General features: G+C 61.4%; 18 protein-coding genes. 10 read left to right on the top strand and 8 right to left on the bottom strand.

The window, feature by feature from the left end; all coding sequences use genetic code 11:
* Positions 1-92 precede the first annotated feature (92 nt).
* The 3 genes from I2I01_RS06185 to I2I01_RS06175 form a co-directional block, all read right to left on the bottom strand.
* Positions 93-944, bottom strand: coding sequence for a tetratricopeptide repeat protein (locus tag I2I01_RS06185; RefSeq protein ID WP_196285527.1), 852 nt, complete (start codon positions 942-944; stop codon positions 93-95).
* Complete coding sequence (locus I2I01_RS06180; protein WP_196285526.1) at positions 916-1,377, bottom strand: hypothetical protein; 462 nt, start codon at positions 1,375-1,377, stop codon at positions 916-918. The genes I2I01_RS06185 and I2I01_RS06180 overlap by 29 nt, the downstream gene beginning before the upstream one ends.
* 529 nt (positions 1,378-1,906) lie before the next feature.
* A complete protein-coding gene (locus I2I01_RS06175; RefSeq protein WP_196285525.1) occupies positions 1,907-2,686 on the bottom strand; it encodes a prolipoprotein diacylglyceryl transferase in 780 nt (259 codons plus the stop codon).
* Positions 2,687-2,947: 261 nt separating this feature from the next.
* Between I2I01_RS06175 and I2I01_RS06170 the strand changes: the two genes are divergently transcribed.
* The 3 genes from I2I01_RS06170 to I2I01_RS06160 all read left to right on the top strand — a co-directional run bounded on the left by I2I01_RS06170 (position 2,948) and on the right by I2I01_RS06160 (position 6,426).
* Complete coding sequence (locus tag I2I01_RS06170; RefSeq protein ID WP_196285524.1) at positions 2,948-4,606, top strand: hypothetical protein; 1,659 nt, start codon at positions 2,948-2,950, stop codon at positions 4,604-4,606.
* Between the two features lie 5 nt (positions 4,607-4,611).
* Positions 4,612-5,853, top strand: coding sequence for a radical SAM protein (locus I2I01_RS06165; RefSeq protein WP_196285523.1), 1,242 nt, complete (start codon positions 4,612-4,614; stop codon positions 5,851-5,853).
* Between the two features lie 324 nt (positions 5,854-6,177).
* Positions 6,178-6,426: a hypothetical protein gene (locus tag I2I01_RS06160; RefSeq protein WP_196285522.1), complete on the top strand. Its 249-nt coding sequence runs from the start codon at positions 6,178-6,180 to the stop codon at positions 6,424-6,426.
* Between the two features lie 61 nt (positions 6,427-6,487).
* Here the strand turns inward: I2I01_RS06160 and I2I01_RS06155 are convergent, their stop codons facing one another.
* On the bottom strand, positions 6,488-7,534 hold the full coding sequence (locus tag I2I01_RS06155) for an SDR family NAD(P)-dependent oxidoreductase (protein WP_196285521.1): 1,047 nt from the start codon (positions 7,532-7,534) through the stop codon (positions 6,488-6,490).
* A 186-nt stretch (positions 7,535-7,720) separates the two neighbouring features.
* Between I2I01_RS06155 and I2I01_RS06150 the strand changes: the two genes are divergently transcribed.
* Both I2I01_RS06150 and I2I01_RS06145 read left to right on the top strand, forming a co-directional pair.
* The gene (locus I2I01_RS06150) at positions 7,721-8,239 is read left to right on the top strand and encodes a hypothetical protein (RefSeq protein WP_196285520.1); all 519 of its coding nucleotides are present in this window, start codon (positions 7,721-7,723) and stop codon (positions 8,237-8,239) included.
* A gap of 209 nt (positions 8,240-8,448) precedes the next feature.
* Positions 8,449-9,483, top strand: a complete 1,035-nt coding sequence (locus I2I01_RS06145) for a bile acid:sodium symporter family protein (RefSeq protein ID WP_196285519.1) — start codon at positions 8,449-8,451, stop codon at positions 9,481-9,483.
* Positions 9,484-9,565: 82 nt separating this feature from the next.
* On the opposite strand, the gene I2I01_RS06140 is transcribed toward I2I01_RS06145, so the two are convergent.
* The gene (locus I2I01_RS06140) at positions 9,566-10,279 is read right to left on the bottom strand and encodes a dienelactone hydrolase family protein (protein ID WP_196285518.1); all 714 of its coding nucleotides are present in this window, start codon (positions 10,277-10,279) and stop codon (positions 9,566-9,568) included.
* 148 nt (positions 10,280-10,427) lie between these two features.
* Here I2I01_RS06140 and I2I01_RS06135 point away from each other — a divergent pair, with 148 nt between their 5' ends.
* From I2I01_RS06135 to I2I01_RS23510, 4 genes are all read left to right on the top strand, one after another.
* A complete protein-coding gene (locus tag I2I01_RS06135; RefSeq protein ID WP_196285517.1) occupies positions 10,428-11,477 on the top strand; it encodes an LLM class flavin-dependent oxidoreductase in 1,050 nt (349 codons plus the stop codon).
* Between the two features lie 235 nt (positions 11,478-11,712).
* On the top strand, positions 11,713-14,214 hold the full coding sequence (locus I2I01_RS06130) for a TonB-dependent siderophore receptor (protein ID WP_196285516.1): 2,502 nt from the start codon (positions 11,713-11,715) through the stop codon (positions 14,212-14,214).
* 110 nt (positions 14,215-14,324) lie between these two features.
* Entirely contained in the window at positions 14,325-15,596 is a 1,272-nt protein-coding gene (locus I2I01_RS06125) for a PepSY-associated TM helix domain-containing protein (protein ID WP_196285515.1), read from the top strand.
* A 511-nt stretch (positions 15,597-16,107) separates the two neighbouring features.
* On the top strand, positions 16,108-17,052 hold the full coding sequence (locus I2I01_RS23510) for a T9SS type A sorting domain-containing protein (RefSeq protein ID WP_196285514.1): 945 nt from the start codon (positions 16,108-16,110) through the stop codon (positions 17,050-17,052).
* Positions 17,053-17,104: 52 nt separating this feature from the next.
* Here the strand turns inward: I2I01_RS23510 and I2I01_RS06115 are convergent, their stop codons facing one another.
* Positions 17,105-17,875 carry a sulfite exporter TauE/SafE family protein gene (locus I2I01_RS06115; protein ID WP_196285513.1) on the bottom strand — a complete coding sequence of 257 codons (771 nt, stop codon included), beginning with the start codon at positions 17,873-17,875 and terminating at the stop codon, positions 17,105-17,107.
* Positions 17,876-17,956: 81 nt separating this feature from the next.
* On the opposite strand from I2I01_RS06115, the gene I2I01_RS06110 reads away from it, so the two are divergent.
* On the top strand, positions 17,957-18,676 hold the full coding sequence (locus I2I01_RS06110; RefSeq protein WP_196285512.1) for an SIMPL domain-containing protein: 720 nt from the start codon (positions 17,957-17,959) through the stop codon (positions 18,674-18,676).
* A gap of 38 nt (positions 18,677-18,714) precedes the next feature.
* Here I2I01_RS06110 and I2I01_RS06105 read toward each other — a convergent pair whose 3' ends face one another.
* Entirely contained in the window at positions 18,715-19,152 is a 438-nt protein-coding gene (locus tag I2I01_RS06105) for a hypothetical protein (RefSeq protein ID WP_196285511.1), read from the bottom strand.
* A 3-nt stretch (positions 19,153-19,155) separates the two neighbouring features.
* On the bottom strand, positions 19,156-21,795 hold the full coding sequence (gene dnaB, locus I2I01_RS06100) for a replicative DNA helicase (protein ID WP_196285510.1): 2,640 nt from the start codon (positions 21,793-21,795) through the stop codon (positions 19,156-19,158).
* Positions 21,796-22,038 lie beyond the last annotated feature (243 nt).

Here is a 22,038-nt window from a genome sequence, read left to right as displayed (position 1 = left end):
GCGAAGGACCTTCTCACGCTTAGACTGCTAGCGTGAGAAGGTCCTTCGCGGCGCTCAGGATGACAGCCGATTTGGCTGAGGGTGCGGCGTCATCAGTTTCGCAGTTCCTTCAGCGCTTGCGTTACCTCGTACTCCGTGATTTGCTCCGGGTAGTTGGCGTAGAAAATATTATCCTCGTTCAGCCGGTAGCCGCCAATCAGGGCGCGCTGGGCCGCTTCCAGGTGCTGCCGCGCTGGGGCGGCCTGGCCCTGGAAGCGGTAGTTCAGGGCCAGGTAATAATTGGCTTCCGGGTGCTGCGGGTAGGCTTTCAAGCACTGTTGCAAATAGGTTTGGGCCTGCGCGTACTGCTTCAGCCGCTGCGCCGTCACGCCGGCATACCATAAGGTATTGAAGTGGACGGAGCCCTGCCCGTCGGCGCCGCGCTGCAGGGCCATGTCGGTGGCAAAGGCTTTCTCGGCCAGCTTGTCGTGGCCCAATTCCAGCTCGCTGGCGCCCTCAAAAAAGGCGTAGGTGTGGTCCATCTCGCGGCCGTTGGGCTTGAGCTTAGCCACGCGCTGGAAGTCGGTGATGGCGCCGGTGTAGTCCTTCGTGAAAATGCACTTGAGAAAGCCCCGATACGCTAAATACCGGTTGGCATCAAGGGCCACGGCTTTATCAATGAGCGGCATAGCCTGGGCATAGTCGCCGCATTTTATCAGCGGCATGGCCTTTTGCTGGTAGGCATAGGCGATGTTGGGGCAGGTCGCAATCAGGCTGTCGCAGTACTGCGCCCAGCGCGGGTCGAGGTAGCTGATGCGGTGCGCGCCCCGGTCAAAGTAGCGGGCCACGAGCGTGTCCTGGTAGGCTTTGCTGGCGCAGTCGCCCGCCGGTGGGCGGCTGGCCGGCTGGGCGTGGCCGCAAGCCGGTGCCAGCAGGCTAAGGAATAACGGCCACCACTTTTCCATCGGTTAGCTTAAAGGTTAGGTAGGTGAAATAGCTCACGGCGTAGCCGCGGTGGGTGGCCACGCGCCAGTCCTTCAGCGTTTTCAAAAAAGCATATAGTTCGCCCACCAGCTCCGGCCGGAAGTGCGTGGGCGCGTAGCTGGCATCGGTTTGCAGCACCTGCGTCATCGGCTGCCGAAACCCCGCGCAGTCAATCATAAACCGAAACGTGACGTAGCCGCTGCCGCTAAACCTGCGGCCCCCGCGCTGCAAAAAAGCCGTGGCCTCCCGCACCAGCGTGGCCGAGCTGCGCGGGTATTTCCCGTCCACCGCAAAATAGTGCGCCACGAGTGCCTTCGCGCAGGCGAGGTTGCGGACGGTAGTGGTGTCGAGGTATTCGCCGCCGCGCAGGGGGAGGTATTGGGCGCGGGCAGAAAAAACAGGCCAAAGAAGCAAAATCAGGGCGACGCTCCATTGGAATGCGTTGCTGTTATTCACCATCTATCATTTAGGGTAAGGCTGGTAGCAATAGGTTTTGAGCCAAGAATTCCCCTTTTTATTTGATTTTAACCATCTCGGCTGTGAATGTTAAGTCTGAAAAATTAGAAGTAGAAGTTTGGGTGTACGAGTTAGCCGACGTGCGAATAATTCTTACCGTAAGCAAAGCGTTTTTAGGCATATCGGGATATTTATCGAATACATCCTGATGGGGAGTAAGCACATAAGTGCACTCGTCGAGCCATTTAACGCTGTAGGTTGTCGGCTTTGCGGAGCCCTTATAAAATTCGCTCTGTTCGGTGCCGCTACGGGTGATAACGGTCGTTATGCCATGGTCCGTTATCGAAAATGTTCCGTTTTTGAATTTGTGGCAGTCGGCTTTTTGCGCCGAAGCGTTGTCGGCACAAGTGCAGATAAATAACAGAACGAACAGCACACTCTTCATGAATACCCGGCTTTGATAATTGGAGCGAAAAGACGAACTAAACTAAATGCCGGATTTTTCGCCGGAGTAGCTTGGTAAAGGCTCACGGTTTTCCCGCGCCCACCCCCAAACATAATAACCCAGCCCCGCCACGCAGGCCCACTGAATGGCCGTGAGCCCCAGTCCCGGCAGCGCCGCCGTGGGCTTGATGAACTCCACCAGCAGCCGAAACAGCAGGTACCCGCTCAGAAACAGCTGAAACCGCCGCCCATCGGCCAGCGGCCCACGCCGTTCCAGCAGCCACAACAAGAGCCCGAGCGCCGCCAAAAACAGGATTTCGTAGAGGTTGGTGGGGTGGCGGCGCACGCCATCGCCAAAATTGATGCCCCAGGGCAGGGCCGTAGCCGTGCCGTAGGTGCCATCTTCGAGGCCGCTGAAGAAGCAGCCGAGCCGGCCGATGGCCAGGCCCAGAATGATGGGAAACACCATGAGGTCGCCGCTGCTGGCTGTCACGCCCAGACGCTTCTTGGTGAGCTCCACGCCAATGAGTCCGCCCAGGAAGCCACCTACAATGGTTTTGTTGGTGAAATAGTAGACCCAGCCGCCGGGCGGGTGCGCCAGCAGCTCAGGATGCTCCAGCAGGCCCAGCAAGCGCGAGCCGAGCAAGGCGCCCGCGGCGGCACCCACGAATATCCACTGCCGGTGGGCGTCGCTGATGCGGTCGGGGTGGCCGGTGCGCAGGCGCTGGTAGAGGCGGTAGCCCAGGGCGTAGGCCAGCACCTCGCACAGCAGGTGCACGGGCAGGCGCGCGGGGCCCAGGGCCAGTTCGACGGGAAAATGCATGGGCTAAAGCTAGCGGCTGGCTGGCAAAGCACCGGCCCGAAACCGCCAGGCCTGCATCGTTGAAATGTCCTTAATATAATAGTTTAAGCAATAGATTGTGAATTGCTTATATTGAGGCATGGTGGATTGCTAGCGTCTGCTTTCCGCAACTATTGGGCTTGACAGGGCTGAATTAAAATTTACCTTGGCAGCATGGTTTTTCTCCTTAAGTGCCTTGCCATGAAACCAATGATTACCTGTTCGTTACCTGGCCTTGCATTGTTGAAACGACTGCGCAGCCGGCGGGTGGGGGCCCCGGTTGCTTGGCTGCTACTGCTGGCCTTCGTGCCGCTGGCCACCGGCTGCAATTACTACCGCACCCGCGACCAGCCGGTGAGCCGCGACACCGTGAACATGCTGGCCGAATCGAAGCTGTTCATTGTGCACCAGGGCACGGCCGTCTGGGTGCTGCGCAACCCCAAGCTCAACGGAGAAACGCTCGAAGGCACCCAGGAGACCGTGAAAGGCACCTTACAATGGTACACCAATCCCCCAAAGCCAGACCAGAAGAAGGACTCGCCCCGCTACCGCAGCGTAGACACGAAGGCAGTGCTGAACCTCGTGCACGTGTACGTGAGTGACGTTCAAGGCGGAGCCGAAGACCGGGTTAGCATTCCCTTTGCAGCCATCAAGCAGATTGATTTGGTAGAGAAGGATTCCGGCAAAACCACCGCTTCCTACGTGTTGGGCGGCCTCGGAATAACGGCGGGTGTGTTTGCCATTCTGCTGGTCATTGTGGCCCTCACCAAAAGCTCTTGCCCGTTTGTGTACGCTTACGACGGCCACGAATACCGCTTTACGGGCGAGGCTTATGGCGGCGCCATTTTTGCCCCGGCCGAGCGCAACGACTACCTACCGCTGCCCGCCCTGGCGCCCGAAAACGGCGAATACCGCCTGCGCATCAGCAACGAGCTGAAGGAGCGGCAATACACCAACCTGGCCGAGCTGTGGCTGGTGCAGCACCCCGCCGGCACGCAGGTGCTGCTCGACCAGCGCGGCCGGGTGCAGACGCTAAGCCAGCCGCTGCCGCCCACCCAGGCCCGCTCGCAGGCGGGCCACGACTGCACCGCCCAGCTGCAAGCCTCCGACCGCAATGCCTTCCTCTTCAACGAAGACCAGCCCGGCAACGCGCCCAACGCCCTGACGCTAACCTTCCCAAAACCAGCCGCCGCCCGGCACGGCAAGCTGGTGCTGCACGCCCAGAACTCGCTGTGGCTCGACTACCTCTACGGCGCGTTCATAGAGAAATTCGGCACCGCCTACAACTCTTGGGCCGCCCAGCAAAAGACCCAGCCCGCCGAAATCAACCGCCAGTGGAGCCTCGACCAAAGCATTCCGCTGAAGGTGTACGTGGAAGCCGGCCAGGGCTGGCAGCTGGCCGAAACGCTGCCCACCGTGGGCCCGCTGGCCGCGCGCGACCTGGTGGTGCCGCTCGATTTCGCCGCCAATGGCACCAGCCAGGTGCGCGTGAAGCTGGAGTGCGGCTTCATGTTTTGGGAGGTCGATTACGCGGCCCTCGACTGCAGTGCCAACGTGCCCGTGCAGCTCGACAACTGCCGCCTCACCAGCGCCCGCACCGAACGCGGCGCCGACGTCAGCGCCCAGCTCGCGGCCGAGGACACGCTGTACCTGCGCCAGCCCCGGCCCGGCGGGGTGGCCAGCCTCAGCTACCAAAGCCACCTGCCCGCGCCGGCGGCCGGTACCCGACGCACCGCGTTTTTGCGCACCAAGGGCTACTATGAGCACATCCGCGATTTCAAGGGGCTGCCCAACCTGCCGGAACTGTACGCTTTCCGCAAGCCTGGCCGCTTCATCGAATTCTCGAAGGAAAAATACCGCGCCGCCACCCGGCAACTCATGCCCACGCTTGCCCAACGCTAACGCCCATGGAAGCCACGCTCATCACCGACCTTACTTATGTAGAAGCGCCCGCGGCGCCAGTAGTCTCGCTGCCCAGCTTGCCGCCCACGGTAGTGCAGTCGGGCCTGAAGCGCAGCCTCCTGACGGGCTTGTTTCAGCTGGCCGAGGCGCGCTTGCTGTGGCGCTTTTTGCGCACGCCGGCCCGCGTGGGCGAGGCCATCCGGTACGTTGAGGAGTTGAAGCGCGAATATTACGGCGACCTCAAGCCGCGCAAAGTAGCCCGCGTGGCCGGCCGCTCCTACCGCGAATACTATGAGCCCGGCCGGCCCTCGGCGGCCTACGATGCCTACGTGGCCACCACTGTGAACCGCGCAGTACCCTTCCGGGGCGATGCCGACACGCTGAACCTCGTCTTTCTGGCCATCACCAAAAAATGCCCGCTGGCCTGCGAGCACTGCTTTGAGTGGGATGCGCTGAACCAAAAGGAGGTGCTGTCGCGGGCCGATATTCAGGACCTGGTGGCCCGCTTTCAGGCCCGGCACGTGACGCAGATTTTCTTCAGCGGCGGCGAACCCATGCTGCGCGTCAACGACCTGGTGGCGGTGGTGGAAGCCGCCCGGCCCGGTACCGATTTCTGGGTGATAACCTCGGGCTTCAACTTTACCCGCGAAAACGCCGGGCGGCTGAAGCGGGCCGGCTTCACCGGCGTCACCATCAGCCTCGACCACCACGAGCCCGCCCGGCACAACGCCTTCCGCGGCTCGGCACAGGCCTACCAAAATGCCGTGCAGGCGGTGGCTTTCGCGCACGAGGCCGGCCTGGTAGTCAACCTGTCGCTCTGCGCCACGGCCGAATTTACCACCGGTACCAACCTGTGGGCCTACGCCGAGCTGGCCCGGCAGCTGGGCGTCACGTTCATCCAGCTGCTGGAGCCACGCGCCGTGGGGCACTACGCGGGCCAAGCTGTCGACCTCAGCCCCGCGCAATTGGCGCTGCTGGAGGATTTCTACCTCAAAATGAATTTTGCTTCCGATTATTTCAGCTGGCCTATCGTGCACTACTACGGCTACCACCAGCGCCGCATGGGCTGCGCCGGCGCCGCCGACCGGTTCCTCTACGTCGATACCGACGGCGACATGCACGCCTGTCCCTTTTGCCAAAAGAAAAGCGGCAGCGCCCTGTGCCGCACCGCCGACGATGGATTCGATGCCGCACTGGCCTCCCTCAAAACCCGCGGGTGCCACCCATTCAGCCAGGCGGCTTTATGAGAAATGGCCTCGATTTTGGGGCTGAAAGCTAAGGGCGGCCGCTTTTTTTTAACTATTTTTTCTGTTAAGCCCGGGTGCCTGGCCCAGCGAAGTACGGATGGGCTAAAAGCGGTTGGGGGTCAGGGGGATTAACCGCTGCGGAGCCTACGGCAAACAATAAAATTGCGCAGGTGATTTGGTCGATGCAAACCGCTGAATGGTCGATTGCGAGAACCCACGCGGCAATATTTCCGGCACGGGTGGGGTTATGAACCCGGAAGCGACATGCTGCAGATGGGCGCTTCCGGTTGCCAGGATTATTTTTTTATCACTAATCCCACCTGTATGTTCCGCAACGTTCTTGTGCTTGTTGGCCTGCTGAGTTTATTAACCACCGTTGACGCTTCTGCTGCTTCTGCCAGCATTTTCCGCAACCCGAACCGTAAAATAATGCCTGGCAATCACCGCCCCATTTACCGGCGCTATGGGCACCACGGCCTGTTCCACAACGGCTTTCTCGGCATTCACAGCCGCCGCCAAACCAAGATTTCGGGCGCCAAAATCGGCGGCACCAAGCGCCGCGGCACCCTTTAAGTAAAAACCAAACGGGCCCAACTGTTAAGTCGGGCCCGTTTGGTTTCAGCAATGGTGCTCATTACAGCTCGCTGTTCTTTGCCGCCGCCTTGCGCATGAGGACCGTGAGCGGCGAGCGGGTCAGGTCCGACTCGCTTTCGAAGCCGCTGCGGCGCACGTTGGCGGCGGCGCTTTCGCCGGTGGCAGGCAGGGCCCGGTTCATCCAGCTCAGAATGTCGGTGGTGGTGCCGGGCAGCAGGCCGTGGAAGGCGGCCAGAAACTTGGCCGGCAGCGAGAGAATGATTTCGCCGTCGCCCCGGCGGCAGGCGTTCCAGATTTGGCGGGCCGCCTGCTCGGCGCTGAGCGTGAAGCCCGGCAGCGAGTCGGCGATGCTGAACCAGGCAAATTCTTTTTCGTGCTGGCCCTTCACAATGGCGTGGTCGGGGCTGCCGGTGCGCAGCAGGCCCGGGCACACCGTCGTGACCGTGACGCCGTGTTGCCGCAGCTCGGCCCGGAAGCCTTCGGACAGGCCCACCAGCGCAAACTTGCTGGCGCTGTAGGGTGCCATGTGCGGCAGGGCCACCTTGCCCCCCAGCGAGGAAATGTTCACGATGCGGCCTGCCCCGCGGCGGCGCATGCTGGGCAGCACGGCCTGCATGGCGTGCAGCGGTGCCCAGAAGTGCACGGCCATCGAATCTTCGAAGTCGCGCGCGTCCATGTTGTCGAGCGGCCCGCCCACGATGATGCCGGCGTTGTTGATGAGCACATCCACCGGGCCGAGGCGGTTTTCCACTTCGGCCACCATGGTGCGTACTTCGGTTTCGTTGGTAATGTCACGGGCCACAGTCAGCACGTCGGCTTCGGCGGCGCCGGCCATGAGCAGGTCCTGGCGGGCGCGGGCCAGCTCGGCTTCGTCGCGGGCGCAAATGGCCACGCGGGCGCCCTCAGCCACGGCTTGGCGGGCCAGCACCAGGCCCAGCCCGCGCGAGCCGCCGGTGATGAGCACCACGCGCCGATTGAGGTCGTAGGAGCCGCGGCGGTTGCCCCACATGGTGGCGGCCAGGGCGGCCGCGCCCAGGCCGGCGGCCAGCAGCCAGTTCGTCGAAGAAGTACGGTTGTTCTTTCCCATGTGCGCTTGTATGCCAAACCGGCCCGAAAGGTTGCACCGGCGAGCCCAGCGGGCCCGGTTTTCGGGCTGTTCTGGCACGAAACGTGGTTGGCGCGGCGTTAGGGGCTGAATGCACAGGCTTTTTGCCGATATTTACTCCGCCGAAGTGCCCCGCTTTTCGTGCCCGCTTTTCCACCCCCGTTTTCCATGAAAGTTATTTTGCTCTCGTCGCTGCTGGCCGTGGCCGCGGCGCCCGCTGCGTCGGCCCAGACCGTGGTCAAAGCCAAAACCAAGACCGCCGGCCAGCCCAGCGTCAAAACCAAAACCCGCACCGCTGCTCAGCCTGCTGCCGCGCCCGAGGAACCCATGCCCGTGGCCGACGCCGCCGTGGTCGACGCCAAAACCAACGCCCTCACGGCCAACATGCAGAAGAACCTGGGCCTCAGTCCCCAGCAAACCGAGAAAGTGCGCGCCATCAACCGCCGCAGCATCGACGCCGTGGAGTCGGCCCGCCTGCGCTACAAAGCCGACCCGCGCAAGCTGGCCGGCGTGGTCGAAACCGTGAGCAGCTCCCGCCTGGCGGCCATTAAAGACGTGCTCACCCCGGCCCAGTTCGACAAGTATCAGCGCAAGCGCGAAGAAAAAATGGGCGTGCCCAACGTGCAGGGCGTGCAAGGCACCCCGCCGCCCGGGCTTGGTGGCGGCGGCGCGGGCGGCGACCAGTAGGATTGTTGTTAACTAGAACGTCATGCAGAGCGCAGCGAAGCATCTTTACTGCAATAGTAAAATTGATTAGTTGCGCGGTAAAGATGCTTCGCTGCGCTCTGCATGACGTTTTGTAATTAAAAGCGCCGGACCCCGCGGGTCCGGCGCTTTTTTGTGCGCTTGGTGCTTCATTTCGGCCACTAAAGCCCCCACTGGCGTATGCTTGGGGAATGAACAAACCCTCTGCCTCCGGCCGCTTGGCCGAATTGCTGGCCCGCGCCGGCCTCGATTGGTTTCTGCTGGCGCTGCTGGGCGTGGTGGCGCTGGCCTACTTTGCGCCCGGCCTGGGCAGCAAGGCCAGCCCGGTGCCCTGGCATACCATCACCACCGTGGGCGTGGCGCTGGTTTTCTTCTTTTATGGCCTGAAGCTGAGCACCGAAAAGCTGCGCGCCGGCATGCGCAACTGGCGCCTGCACCTACTGGTGCAGCTGGCTACCTTCGCCCTGTTTCCGGCGCTGGCGCTGCTCGTCAAGTCCTTTTTCGGTAGCGAAAGCGGTGCCTTGCTCTGGCAAAGCATCTTTTTTCTGTGCGCGCTGCCCAGCACGGTTTCCACGTCGGTGGTGATGGTGAGCATTGCGGGCGGCAATTTGCCAGCAGCCATTTTCAACGCCAGCATTTCCAGCCTGCTCGGCATTGCACTCACGCCGCTGCTCACCAGCCTGTTCTTGCACACGGGCACGGGCGGCGGGCAGCTGTGGGGCCTAGCCACGCAGCTGCTGTGGCAGGTGGTGCTGCCGGTAGGGGCGGGGGTGCTGCTCCATTCCCGCTTCAACGCCTTCGTGGAGCAGCGCAAGGCCGGCCTGCGCGTGTTCGACCAGGTTACCATCCTGCTCATTGTCTTCACCGCTTTCTGCGATTCCTTCGCCGAGGGCATTTTCAGCCGCTACGGCCTGGGCGACATCCTAAAACTTAGCGCGGGCATGGTGGCGCTCTACCTGGTGGTGTTTGGCCTCATCTGGGGCCTGTGCCGGGCCTTGGGTTTCTCGCGGGCCGACCAGATTGTGGCCGTGTTCTGCGGCTCCAAAAAGTCGCTGGTGCACGGCAGCGTGATGGCGAGTCTGCTCTTTCCGGCTAGCGCGGCTACTGGGCTCATCCTATTGCCGCTCATGCTCTATCATGCCCTGCAGATTATTCTGGCCAGCAGCATGGCGCAGTACCTGGGGCGGCAAGGGGTTGCGCCGGAAGCAACTGTTGGTACAGCCTGAAAGGGCTTGCTTACTGCAAAAAAGGGACGTCATGCTGAGCGCAGCCATAGCATGACGTCCCTTTTCTGGCAATGATTGGGCCTTAAGCCCCCAGCTTCTCCTTGAAAAACGCCAGCGTCAGGGCCCAGGCCTCGGCCGCAGCTTGCGGGTGGTAGCTGGGCCGCTCATCGCAGTTGAAGCCGTGGTCGGCGTAGGAAATGACGGTGTTGATATAGGGCTTGCCGGCAGCTTCCACGGCCTCCATCACTTCGGCAATGTGCTCTTTGCTGATATGGGCATCGAGCCCGCCCCAGAAAAACAGGTGCGGCGCGTGCAGCTCGGCAGCGCGGTCCTTCAGCAGCTGGGTGCCGCCGCCGTAGTACGACACGCCGGCCGCCAGCGGCAGCACCGCATTGGCCAGAAACGACACGCGCCCGCCCAGGCAGAAGCCGATACTGCCAATTTTATCGCCCATCACCAGCGGCTGGCTGCTGAGCCAGGCGTGGGCGGCCTGCAGGTCGGCGGTGAGGTTTTCCACGGTGATGGCGCGGAAGTGCGGCGCGGCCACGGTGTTGAAGTCCGAATACGCAATTTCCAGTCCCGGCGCGGCGGTGCGATGGAACAGCTCGGGCGCTACCACGGCATAGCCGGCCGCGGCCAGGCGGTCGGCCACGCTGCGGATGTGGTGGTTCACGCCAAATGCTTCCTGCAGGAGCAGAATGCCCGGCACGGGGCCGGTGTTGGCGGGGAAAGCGGCGTAGGCGTGCATTTCAGTGCCGTCGGCCACGGATATGATGACGTTGTTCAGGTCGCTCATATAAGCAAGAAGAGGATAGAAGTTCGGGTGCGTATACCGGCAACGCCCGCAAATGTTCGGGCCTGGGCGCGCATTTCCTGGCACGGGCCGGCCTCTCGAACCGGATGGCCCCGCCAGCGGTTTAAGCTTTCTATCCCTCTTCCAACCCATGAATTCTTCCTCCAAACTTCGCCTCAACGTGCTCGACCAGTCGCCCATCCGGCCGGGCGCCACGCCGCGTCAGGCCCTGCTCGAAACCGTGGAACTGGCCCAGCTGGCCGACCGCCTCGGCTACTCCCGCTTCTGGGTGAGCGAGCACCACAACACCAACACCCTGGCCGGCTCGACGCCGGAAGTGCTGCTGGCCCACCTCGGCAACCACACGCAGCGCATCCGGCTGGGCTCGGGCGGCATCATGCTGCCACACTACAGCGCCCTGAAAGTGGCTGAGAACTTCCGCATGCTCGAGAGCCTCTTCCCCGGCCGCATCGACCTGGGCATGGGCCGCGCGCCCGGCGCCGACCGCCTCACGGCCTACGCCCTCAACCCCAACAACCAGTTCAACGAAAAAGACTTCGTGGAGCAGTTGATGGACCTGCAAGCCTACCTGCGCGACGAGAAAGTGCCTGATACCATCCACGAGCGGGTGATGGCCATTCCGCAGTCGGCCACCGCGCCGGAGCTGTGGATTTTGAGCTCCAGCGGCCAGAGTGGCTTGTTTGCGGCGCACCTGGGCATGGCGTTTTCGTTCGCGCAGTTCATCAACGGCACAGGCGGCCCGCAGGCCGTGCGCAGCTACCGCGAGCGGTTCCGGCCCTCGCCGGAGCTGGCCGAGCCGCTGGCCAACGTGGCCGTATTCACGCTCTGTGCCGAAACCGAAGAAAAAGCCGACGAGCTGCGCAAAGCCATGGACATGCAGCTCATCCGCTTCAACCGGGGCGAGTTCCGCACTTTCCCTTCAGCGGAAGAAGTGCGCAACTACCAGTTCACGGCCGAAGACCAAACCCACCTGCGGCACAACCAGGCCCGCGTGGTAAGCGGCACGCCCGCGCAGGTGCACGCCCAGTTCACCCAAATGGCCGCCGACTACGGTGTGGACGAAATCACCGCCGTCACCATCACCGCCGATTTTGAAGACCGCCGCCGTTCTTATGAGCTGCTGGCCGAGGTATTCGAGCTGACGCCAGCCCCTTCGGAGCAAGAGGCAGCCTTGGTTTAACCGCAGTGGTTTAACTGCATCCTTGCCCACAGCTAAGATGCAGCACACAGCAACAACAAAAACGGCCCGCATTGATGCGGGCCGTTTTTGTTGTTAATGAATGTATTAACGCGTTTTTAGGCTTGCATTTTCTCAACTCATAAGCATGAAATGAAAATTCTTAACGCTGTTTATTTGGAACGGTTCTAAATAGCGCTCAACTTTGTGGCATATTTTGAATCTTTCTAAATAACATATGCGTTCTGCACTACTTCCTCTTCTGTTGACGGGCACTTTGCTGCCGATGGTTAGTATGGCCCAAAATGGGGCCCCGCATCATCAGCACGAAAAGCGGCACAGCCGGATGGGCGAAGTGACGGGCCGCATCGAGCTGGCCGACGGCCAAGCTGCCGAACAGGTTTCGGTGCGTGTGAAAGGCACCGACCTGGGCGTGAACACGGCCCCCGATGGCAGCTACCGCCTGCAGGCTCCGGCCGGCTGGCAGGTGCTCACCATCAGCTGCCTGGGCTGCACGCCGCAGGAGGTGACGGTGGAAGTGAAGCCCGGCCAAAGCGTGGCCGCCCAGCCCGTGCGCCTGGCCGCCGGCGAGCAGCAGCTGCGCGAAGTGACCGTGACCGGCGCCAAGAGCCTAAACCAGCGCGTAGTGAGCGCCGGCAAAATGCCCATTGCCCCGCTCGACAACCCGCAGAGCACCGTCACCATCGAGCGGGCCGTGCTGGAGCAGCAGCAGGCCCTGCGCCTGAGCGACGTGCTGGCCAACGTGAGCGGCGTGTATGTGATGGGCACCACCGGCGGCACGCAGGAAGAAATCGGCAGCCGCGGCTTTGCCTACAGCAGCTCCAACACCTTCAAAAATGGTGTGCGCTTCAACAACGGCATCATGCCCGAAGTAAGCTCATTGGAGCGCATGGAAGTGCTGAAGGGCAGCGCGGCCATTCTCTACGGCAACGTGGCGGCCGGCGGCATCCTGAACCTCGTCACCAAGAAGCCGCAGTTTCAGCGCGGCGGTTCGGTGGGGCTGCGCCTAGGCAGCTTCGGCTTCGTGAAGCCGCAGTTTGACGTGTACGGCGCCGTGGCCGGCAGCGACAAGGTGGCCTTCCGCCTGAACGGCACCTACGAGCGCGGCGACAGCTACCGCGACGGCGTGAGCGCCAACCGCGTGTATGTGAACCCCTCGCTGCTGTTCCGCCTCACGCCCAAGACCGACTTGATAATTGAGGGCGACTACCTGCGCGACCGGCGCACGCCCGACTACGGCATCGGGGCAGTGAACTACCAGATATACGACTCGCGCAGCCGCTTTCTGAATACGGCCGATGCCCTCAACTCCACCAACCAAACCAGCGCCACGGCCACGCTCACCTCGCGCCTGAATGACAGCTGGCAGGTACGCGCGGTGGGTTCGTTCCAGCGCTACGATAACGAGTTGCGCAGCGCCGCCCGCCCTACCGCCAACGTCATCAAGCCCGGCCGCAACTACGGCAACTGGCTGCGCAACCTGCAGCGCACCCAAACCGCCGAAAACTATTTCCTGGCGCAGCTCGACCTCACGGGCACGCTGCGCACCGGCCGCATCGGCCACACGGTGTTGGTGGGCGCCGATGCCGACCAGTACAACACCAACGCGCTTTCCTATATCAACCAGGCCTACGACTCGCTCAACATCATTGACCCCAGCCGCAAGCTGGGCGCGCCCAAAGGCGTAGTGAGCGGCTACGACGCCCTGCGCTACAACACCCGCACGCTGGGCAACACCCGCCGCGCCGGTTTCTACGCCCAGGACCTCATCAGCCTGATTGACCACGTGAAAGTGCTGGCCGGTGTGCGCTGGAGCTACCAGGAAACGCCCTCCGACGTGTATACCTACCCGGCCCTGACGCTGCCGGCCACCAACGCCCCCACCGTGGCCGAAAACCGCCGCTACGACAACGCCTTCTCGCCGCGCCTGGGTTTGGTGTACCAGCCCATTAAGACTACTTCGCTGTTTGCGTCTTACTCTAATTCTTTCGCGCCCAACTCCGGTTTCGACGAGCAGGGCAACGCGCTGGCCCCCTCGCTCATCGACCAATACGAAGTGGGTATCAAGAACGAATTGTTCAAAGGTGCCCTGTCGGCCAACGCCACGGCCTACCGCATCATCAACAGCAACCAGGCGCAGTCCATCCTGCCCACCGACCCGCGCTTTGCCACTAGCAAGGTGACGGCGCCGCAGGAGCTGGCCGGCGAGGTAACCAGCCAGGGCGTGGAGGTAGACGTGCAGAGCCGGCCTGTCAATGGCATCTCGCTCATTGCCGGTTACAGCTACAACACCATCACCTACACCAAGAGCAACATCTACGAAAACGGCAGCCGCCTGCGCTATGCTCCCGCCCACACGGCTAACGCCAGCGTGTTCTATAGCTTCGCCAACGTGTTTGCCAACAACGCCGCCCTGCGCGGCCTGAGCGCCGGTTTCACGGCCTACTATGTGGGCGACCGGTTGGGCGGCCGCAACTCCCGCCTGCTCGACCCCGCCACCGGCCGCCCCTGGGCCACCGGCGCCGATGCCTTCCAGCTCATTGCCGTGCCCAACTACTTCCTCTTCGATGCCTCAGTGAACTACTCCTACGACCGGTTTTCGCTGCGCTTCAAAATGGCCAACCTCCTCAACGAGCTGAGCTATAACCTGCACGACGACAACAGCATCAATCCCATTGCGCCGCGCACTTTCTCGGCCACGCTGGGCTACAAACTCTAGGATGATTCCGCCTGCAACGGGCCGGCTGCTCTCAAAGCGGCCGGCCCGCTGTGCCTAATTCTACCCTGCGCTGGGTATTTTTTCTGATTAATTCGTTTTCTGAAAGCCCGATGACTCCGCTTAAATCTGCCTTCCGCACTGTTCACTTATGGCTGGGGCTCGCCTCGGGGCTAGTCATTGTGTGGGTGTGCCTCACCGGCTGCGTGCTGGCGTTCGAAAAAGAGCTGGAGCAAGCCTGGCACTCGGAGCGCTACTTTGTGGCGCCGGCCAGCACGCCGCGTCTAGCGCTGGCGCAGGTGGCCGAAGCCGTGCGCGCCTACAAGCCCAAAGCCAAAATCGGCAGCTTCAAAGTGTATGCCGACCCCACCCGCACCGTGGAAGTGAGCCTCGCCGGCGCGCCGGAAGGGGGCAAGGGAAGTGCCGGCCGCCCCGGAAGCGCTGCCGCCGAGCAAAAAGCTACCGAAAAGCGCGCTGGCCAGCCCGCCGAGGGGGGACCTGGCAAAGGCCCCAGCAAAGGTGGAAAAGGCGGTAAGGGCGGCGAGGGCGGTGGCCCCCGTGTGTTTGTGAACCCCTACACCGGGGCCGTTACCGGCGAGCTGAACCCGCGCGACAACTTCTTTAAGACTGTGGAGATGCTGCACCGCGGCCTGGTGGCCGGCAAAGTAGGCAAGCTGGTGATGGGCATTAGTGCCTCCATGTTTCTGTTCATCCTGGCTACGGGCATTGTGCTGTGGTGGCCCACCGCCCGCAAGGCCTTCAGCGCCCGCCTGAAGGTGAAGTGGGGCAGCAGCTGGAAACGCCTCAACCACGACTTTCACATTGTGCTGGGCTTCTACGCGTCGGTGTTTCTGTTCGTCATCGCACTCACCGGCGTGGGCATGTCGTTCGATTGGGTAGGGGAGGGCATCAACAAGCTCACCCACTCGCCGCTGAAGCGCCCCGAAGCCCCCGAGTCGGCCGCGCCAGTTGGCGCCGGGGCGCCGGCCTTTGCGGCCGATGCCGTGCTGGCCCTGGCCCGCCAGCAAGCCCCCGACGCTGAGTTCTACGCCCTGCAGCTGCCTAAAGACCCCAAGGGCAGTATCCGGGTGGCCGTGCTGCGCCCCGGCGCCATCACCGAGAATGCCACCGATGAGGTGTACCTCGACCAATATTCCGGACAGGTCATCAGCGGCCAGACGTATGCCCAGCGCCCCCTGGGCCAGCGCATCCGCGGCTTGTTCAAGCCGGTGCACACGGGAGCCATTTTTGGCTGGCCCACCAAAGCGCTGGCTTTGGTGATGACGCTGCTCGGCGCCACCTTCCCCGTCACGGGTACTATCATGTGGCTAAACCGGCGGCGCAAGCAGCAGCGCAAAACCCGCGAACTGGCAGTTGTGGCCTAACAAACAGAGCAAACAACAGGCAATGCGGGGTTGGTCAATTTTGTAAAATTTTGACCAACCCTGCATTGCTTTATGCCCTTGGCGAGCACAAGGGTCTAAGATAACGATTCTGGATTTTGTTATATCTATTGTACTTGCTTCTGTTTTTGCTGACTTATAAAACCAACATGTTAATTGCTTGGTGGGGCATATTTTTAGCTAATTTATTATTAAATAAGCAATATATAGAAAGTGGTTTTATTCCCGTTTTGATTCTGTTATTCCAAAATTAGTACTATTATCGAGTTAGGTGTTTTCTTTAAATTACTTGCTGGCAAAGCATTAAATAACAGTAGCGCGTTTGGCAAAAATATTGTTTTTGCGGGAGGGTATGATTTTTATCCCTCTTTGTATGCGTTATTCTTACTTATCCTTTCGAGCGACTTTCCTTAGCGTTTTGTTGCTGGTAAGCAATTCCCTCACAAGTGCTGCTCAGCAGTCCGTTGCGCAGCCATGGCAGTATGCTTCCTCTGTGGTTTCTTCGCTGAACGCCACCAACGAGCCACGTTCGGTGGATGGCTCCGTTTCGACAGCGGCCCGTATTGAGGCGCCGGTACTGTTGGGTGCCGCCCGCTTGCGGCTGGCCTTTCCCTCAACGGTTCGTCGTGGTGGCCGGGCCGGCTTAATTATCCAAATGGGTTCGAACGTTGACTTGGGCATCTTGAACGGCACCAGCATTCGCACTTACATGAACAACAGCTCAACGGCCGTGGACAACTTCGCGGCAAGCTCGCTGCTCGACCTCAGCGCCACCGGTACCAATAAGGTGGCGGTGGAATTCACCGTAGCCGACGATATCAACCAAATCGAAATACGCACCACCGGCCTCCTCAACGCCAGCGTCAGCGTGGATGTTTTTGAGGCTTACGGCAGCGTGACCCCGCTGCCGGTCGAGCTGGTGTCTTTCCAAGGCAAAGCCACGGGTACCGGCGTGGCCCTAACTTGGAGCACGGCTTCGGAGCACAACAGTGACCATTTTGTGGTGGAACGTGCTGAAGAGGAGTTGGATGTTTTCCGGGCTATTGGCCAGGTGAAGGGCGCCGGCAACAGCACCCAGCCCCGTCAGTACCAGTTTGTTGATGCCGCGCCCAAGGCCGTGAGCTATTACCGCCTCCGCCAGGTCGATGCCGATGGCAAGGAAGCATTCAGCCCGATTGTGATGGTGAAAAGCATGGCGGCGGCCACGGCTTTGGCCGCTTATCCGAGCCCGGCCGCCGATTTCATCACCGTGGCCGGTACCCCGGGCAGCTCCATGGAGCTGTTCAATCAGTTCGGCCACCGCGTGCAGCAAGTGGAAATGGCGCCGGTGCAGCGCCAGCAGCTCGACGTGCGGGCCCTGCCCGCGGGCGTGTACTACCTGCGCAACGCGGCCACTGGCCAGAGCACCCGGTTTGTGAAGGCCGCCGGTGCCCAGTAAGCATTTTATCAGCGCTTAGCTAAAAACAGGTCTCGTTCCGGGACCTGTTTTTTTATCCAAACGTCTCCCAACCCAGCTTCAGAATAAAGGCCCCCACTACCACCAGAAAGAGCACGCGCACGAAGCCGGTGCCCTTTCGCAGCGCCATGCGGGCGCCCAGCGTAGAGCCCAGCATGTTGCAAATAGCCATCGGAATGGCCACTTGGTAGAGTACGTGCCCCGTGGAAATGAAGAAAGCAAGTCCAGCAATGTTGGTGGCCACGTTCACGAACTTGGCCGAGGCCGAGGCAGCCAGAAAATCGTAGCCAAACAACCCCACAAAGGCAAAGAGCAGCAAGCTGCCCGTGCCCGGCCCGAAGAAGCCGTCGTAAAAACCGATGGCCAGTCCCAGCGCCACGCCCGTGATAATCTCGCGGCGCCCGTGCAGGCGCGGGGCGTGCAGGCTGCCAAAATCCTTGCGCCACAACGTATACACGGCCATGGCCGAGAGCAGCACCAGCACCAGCGGCCGCACCGCTTCTTTATGCAGGCTGCTGGCGGCCCGGGCGCCCAGCAGCGCAAACCCGCCCGCCACCAGCGCCGTGATGGCCACCGTGCGCCAGCGCAGCGGTACGGCGTCGGGGCCGCCCAGGTAGCGGCGCAGGGCCGCGGCCGTGCCGGCCAGGCTGGCCACTTTGCCTGTGCCCAGCACGGTGGCGTATGGCACTTCGGGCAGCAAGAGCACCATGGCGGGCAGCTGAATAAGCCCGCCTCCGCCCACCTGAGCATCGATGAAGCCGGCCAGCGCGGCAAAAAAACAGAGTAGGACCAGCGAAACCGTCATGGCGCGAAGGTAAGCCTCTGACCCCGGCCGGAATTGGCAATATCGGCAGTAATGACGCGTTCTGGTTTAAAAACCAACCCTATGAAGCCAGCCTGGAAATTTGCTTTTTTGCCACTGTTCACCACCTTGGGTGCCTGCCAGGCGCCTGCCGGCCCGGGCGCCCCACCGCGTCAGGTGCGCAGCGTTGGGTACGGCAGCGTGACGGTGTACCCAGATTATGCGGAGCTAACAGTGGACGCTGATTTCACCCGGCCCAAGCTGAAAGACGCCGTAGCGGAAGTGCAGGCGGTGGTCGACCAGGTGCTGGTGCTGTCCAAACGCTACGCGCCCGGCCCCAACGAGGTGCGCGTGAGCAGTACTTCTTCCAACAAGGAATTTGATTACGTGAAGGGCAAGGAAGTGTTCCTGGGCTTCAACTCATCGCAATCCGTCACGGTGCGAGTCAACGACTTGCGGCGCCTCTCGCCCTTCCTCGAAGAACTGCTGGCGACTCGCATCAGCCGCATCAAGGACCTGGGCTACGGCCACAGCCGCGCCGACAGCCTGCACCGCGAAGCCGCCGCCCTCGCCCTGACCGATGCCACCAAAACCGCCGATAAAATGTGCACCGCCCTGCACGTGCGCCGCGGCGCGGTGCTGGAAGCCAGCGACGGCAGCAATTCTGAAAGCAGCGACGGCTGGGACCGGCCGCGCACCAACATTCAATTATACAGCAAAGGCTTTGGCGGCCGCGGCTTCAAAACCAGCCCCGAGCTGCTGCGCTTTAGTAGCACCTGCAACCTTGCCTCGGCGCTGGAATAATCCCTAAGGCTGAGGCGTACAGGCTGTGCGGTAAGCAATTAATACTGAAATAGGCCGCCAGACACGGTGCTGGCAACCGCAGCCAAATACACAATCGCAGCTATCAGCGGCAGCGTGATGGCCAGGCAAATCAGGAGGGGTTTTTTGATGCTTTTAGTCGGAAAGTCTATCCAGTTCGGCACGAATTTTTTGGAATAAGCTTCCAGGCCCATGGCCCCTGCGTAGCCAATCACCAACGGCAGCCACGTGCCGCCCACCCGATTGGGCAAGTACGACGTGAGCCACAGCAGCAGCAAAGTGTAGCCGATGCTACCCCACAGCGCCTTGCGTGCGGCCTCGGATTGGCCCACATCGCGCAGGTTCTGGGCCGTCAGGAAGCCGCCCGCAATGGCACTGAACAGCATGGAAAAGCCCCGAATGGCCCGCGCCGAATACAAAGGCACATGGGGCTGTGCCGCCTGCAGTTCTGTTTCCATCAATTAAAAAGGCGGCTCCTCGTTGCTGAAATTGCTCTTCGGGAACGGCACCGGCGACTCGTTAATCTTCGAGCCCAGGCGAATGGTGTTAGGCGCAAATGGGCTAGGCTCGCTGTCGAAGTTGCTGGCGGGCAGGCTCATGGTCTGGTAGTTGCCGGGGTCGAAGCCGCCACCCATGCCGTCGAGGTCGGCAAACTTGGTGAACTTGCCGATGAACTTGAGCTGCACGGTTTCGAGGGAGCCGTTTCGGTGCTTGGCGATGATGACTTCGCCCACGCCTTGCGTCGAGTTGCCCTCGGCGTCCTGGTCGAGGCCGTAGTATTCGGGGCGGTAGAGGAAGATTACCATGTCGGCGTCCTGCTCGATGGAGCCCGATTCACGAAGGTCACTCAGCTGCGGCTTCTTGTCGCCACCACGGGTTTCCACCGAGCGCGAGAGCTGCGACAGCGCCAGCACGGGCACGTTCAACTCCTTGGCAATGCCCTTGAGAGCCCGCGAGATGCTGGCGATTTCCTGTTCGCGGTTGCCGCCCCGGCCGTCGGTGTTGCCGCTCATCAGCTGCAGGTAGTCGATGATAATCATCTGCACGTCCTTCTGCGAGCGCAGGCGGCGGCACTTGGTGCGCAGCTCGCGGATGCTCAGGCCGGGCGTGTCATCAATGTAAATGGGCGCCGCCGAGAGAGCCGTGATTTTGTGGTTGAGCTGCTGCCACTCGTGGTCGGCGAGGCTACCTTTCTTGATTTTCTCGGAGTCCAGCTCCGCCTCGGCCGAAATCAGACGGTTGACGAGCTGCAGCGAGGACATTTCAAGTGAGAAGATGGCCACGGCCTTCTTGAAATCGACGGCCGCGTTGCGCATAGCCGAGACTACGAAGGCGGTATTGTGCGTCACGGTCATGTCCTGCAGCAGGAACAGCCGGTTGCCGTCAATCTCAAACCCGTAATAATCATCAACTTTGTCGAACTCCACCGTGATGCCTGTCTGGCGCCAATCGACGGGCGAGGCCCATGGCTGGGCCTTTTTGCGGGCCACGCGCACTGGTACGCGGTTGATGTCGCCATAGAGGCGCACGCGCCACACTTCGCTTTCGTAGCCGATGCTGGAAATGGTGGCGCGCTTCTTCGTGAGCGACGTACGGAAACCCAGCGAGTCGCCCAGGAATTTGATTTGCCGGGCAAGGCGGTGGTTTTTCTGGGTGATTTCGTAGCCGTTGGAAACCGGGTCGAGATGGCCGTCGCTGTCAATCAGACCGGCCAGCAGGCGAAGGCGGTTTTCGGTCGAGTTGATAGCGTAGGCGCGTGGTATGTGCTTGTTGCCCAATACGCCCAACTGCCGCAGCTCATCTTGTAAGGAATATTCGGCAATGTTACCGCCCTGTCGCCCTTTGGTGATGCCGTAGCTGTTGCAGCGGTTTTCGACCACGCCTACCGTTACCTGCATGTTCAGCGCGGCGGCGTACTCGTGCAGGTAATCAATTATTTCCTGGTCCTGGCCGGTGATGCGGCAATCGTTAGAAGAACCGTCACCGAGCCACACACCCAGGAAATACGGGTCCACGGGCAACTCCTGCGCCTCAAACTTCACGGGCACTTTGTAGCCTTTGTAGTTCGAACGGAATTTCGGCCCTTTGGCCAAGTAGTCCTTCACGGTGATGTTGAGCACGTCGCCGTGGCGGTGCGGACCTTCGTTGCGCGAGCGTTTGAGCGAAAGGATGTGGCTCTCGTTCACGCGGTAGTCGTCGCCCTTGTTCTGGCGCACCCAGTACATGTTTTCGCGGCCGCGGGCAATACTCAGCACCCGGCGCGGGGTCGAGTCGTCGCCCATCAGCAGGTCGCCGGGCAACACGTCCTCCACATTGCGCAGGTCGCCGTCGAACATCAGCACTTTGGTACCTTTGCCGAGACACTTGCCCATGCCCGGGCGCGCAGCAATAATCACTAAGTCAGACGGTTGCCAGCCGCTCGTAACGCGGTCAAGCGCCGAGAAGCCAGTGGGCACGCCCGTGAGGCCGTCGCTCTGGTTTTTCTTTTCTTCGAGCTCCTTGATGGCCTTGCCCATCAGGCTGCGCATGTCGTCGAAGTTCTTGCGGATGTTCGCCTCCGACACCTCAAACAGGGCCGACTCGGTGTCGTCGAGCAGCTTGAACACGTCGGTGGTGTCCTCGAAGGCGTCCTTCTGAATTTCGCTCGAAATGCGAATCAGCTCGCGCTTGATGGCGGTTTCGGTGATGATGCGGGCGTGGTATTCCACGTTGGCGGCCGAGTTCACCTTGAGGGTGAGGTTGGCCACGTAGAAGGGGCCGCCGGCGGCCTCGAGCTCGCCCATCTCGCGCAACTCGTGCACCACGGTGAGCTGGTCGATGGGCTCGGACTTGTCGAACAGCCGGATGACGGCCTTGTAGATGCGCTGGTGCGCGTCTTTGTAAAAGCTCTCGGGCTTAAGCAGGTCAATCACCGAGGTCAGGGCATCTTTTTCCAGCATCAGGGCCCCGAGCACGGCCATTTCGAGCTCAGGCGCCTGGGGCGGCAGCTTGCCGGCCGCACTGGCATTAAAGGGGACCATTCCGTTTGCACCCCGGCCGTTCCAAGCCGCTTTGGCTCGGGCGGCGGATTGCTTCAGGCGGTCGTCCATTTGGTCAGGCATCGGTTGGGAAAAGGGGATTGGAGCAGCGAGTGAACAACGGGCGGCCCGATTAAAAAAACAGTCGGGCACGCCTTCTATACAAAGCTAACCCGTAAGCCGGGGAAAAGTGCCGCTGGAAAATTCGAAACTTTTGGCTATGCGAAGGGTGCGGCGGTCGGGCTTTCGTAATTTCGCGCCCCAGCTTTTTGGTGGTCAGTTATTTGTTGCTCGTTGTCAGTTCGGGCAGCTTCGACGGCCGTTGCC

This window comes from Hymenobacter properus, assembly GCF_015694735.1.
Lineage (GTDB): Bacteria > Bacteroidota > Bacteroidia > Cytophagales > Hymenobacteraceae > Hymenobacter > Hymenobacter properus.
The sequence above is the reverse complement of the archived record's forward strand: the minus strand, read 5'-3'. Positions and strand labels throughout refer to the sequence as shown.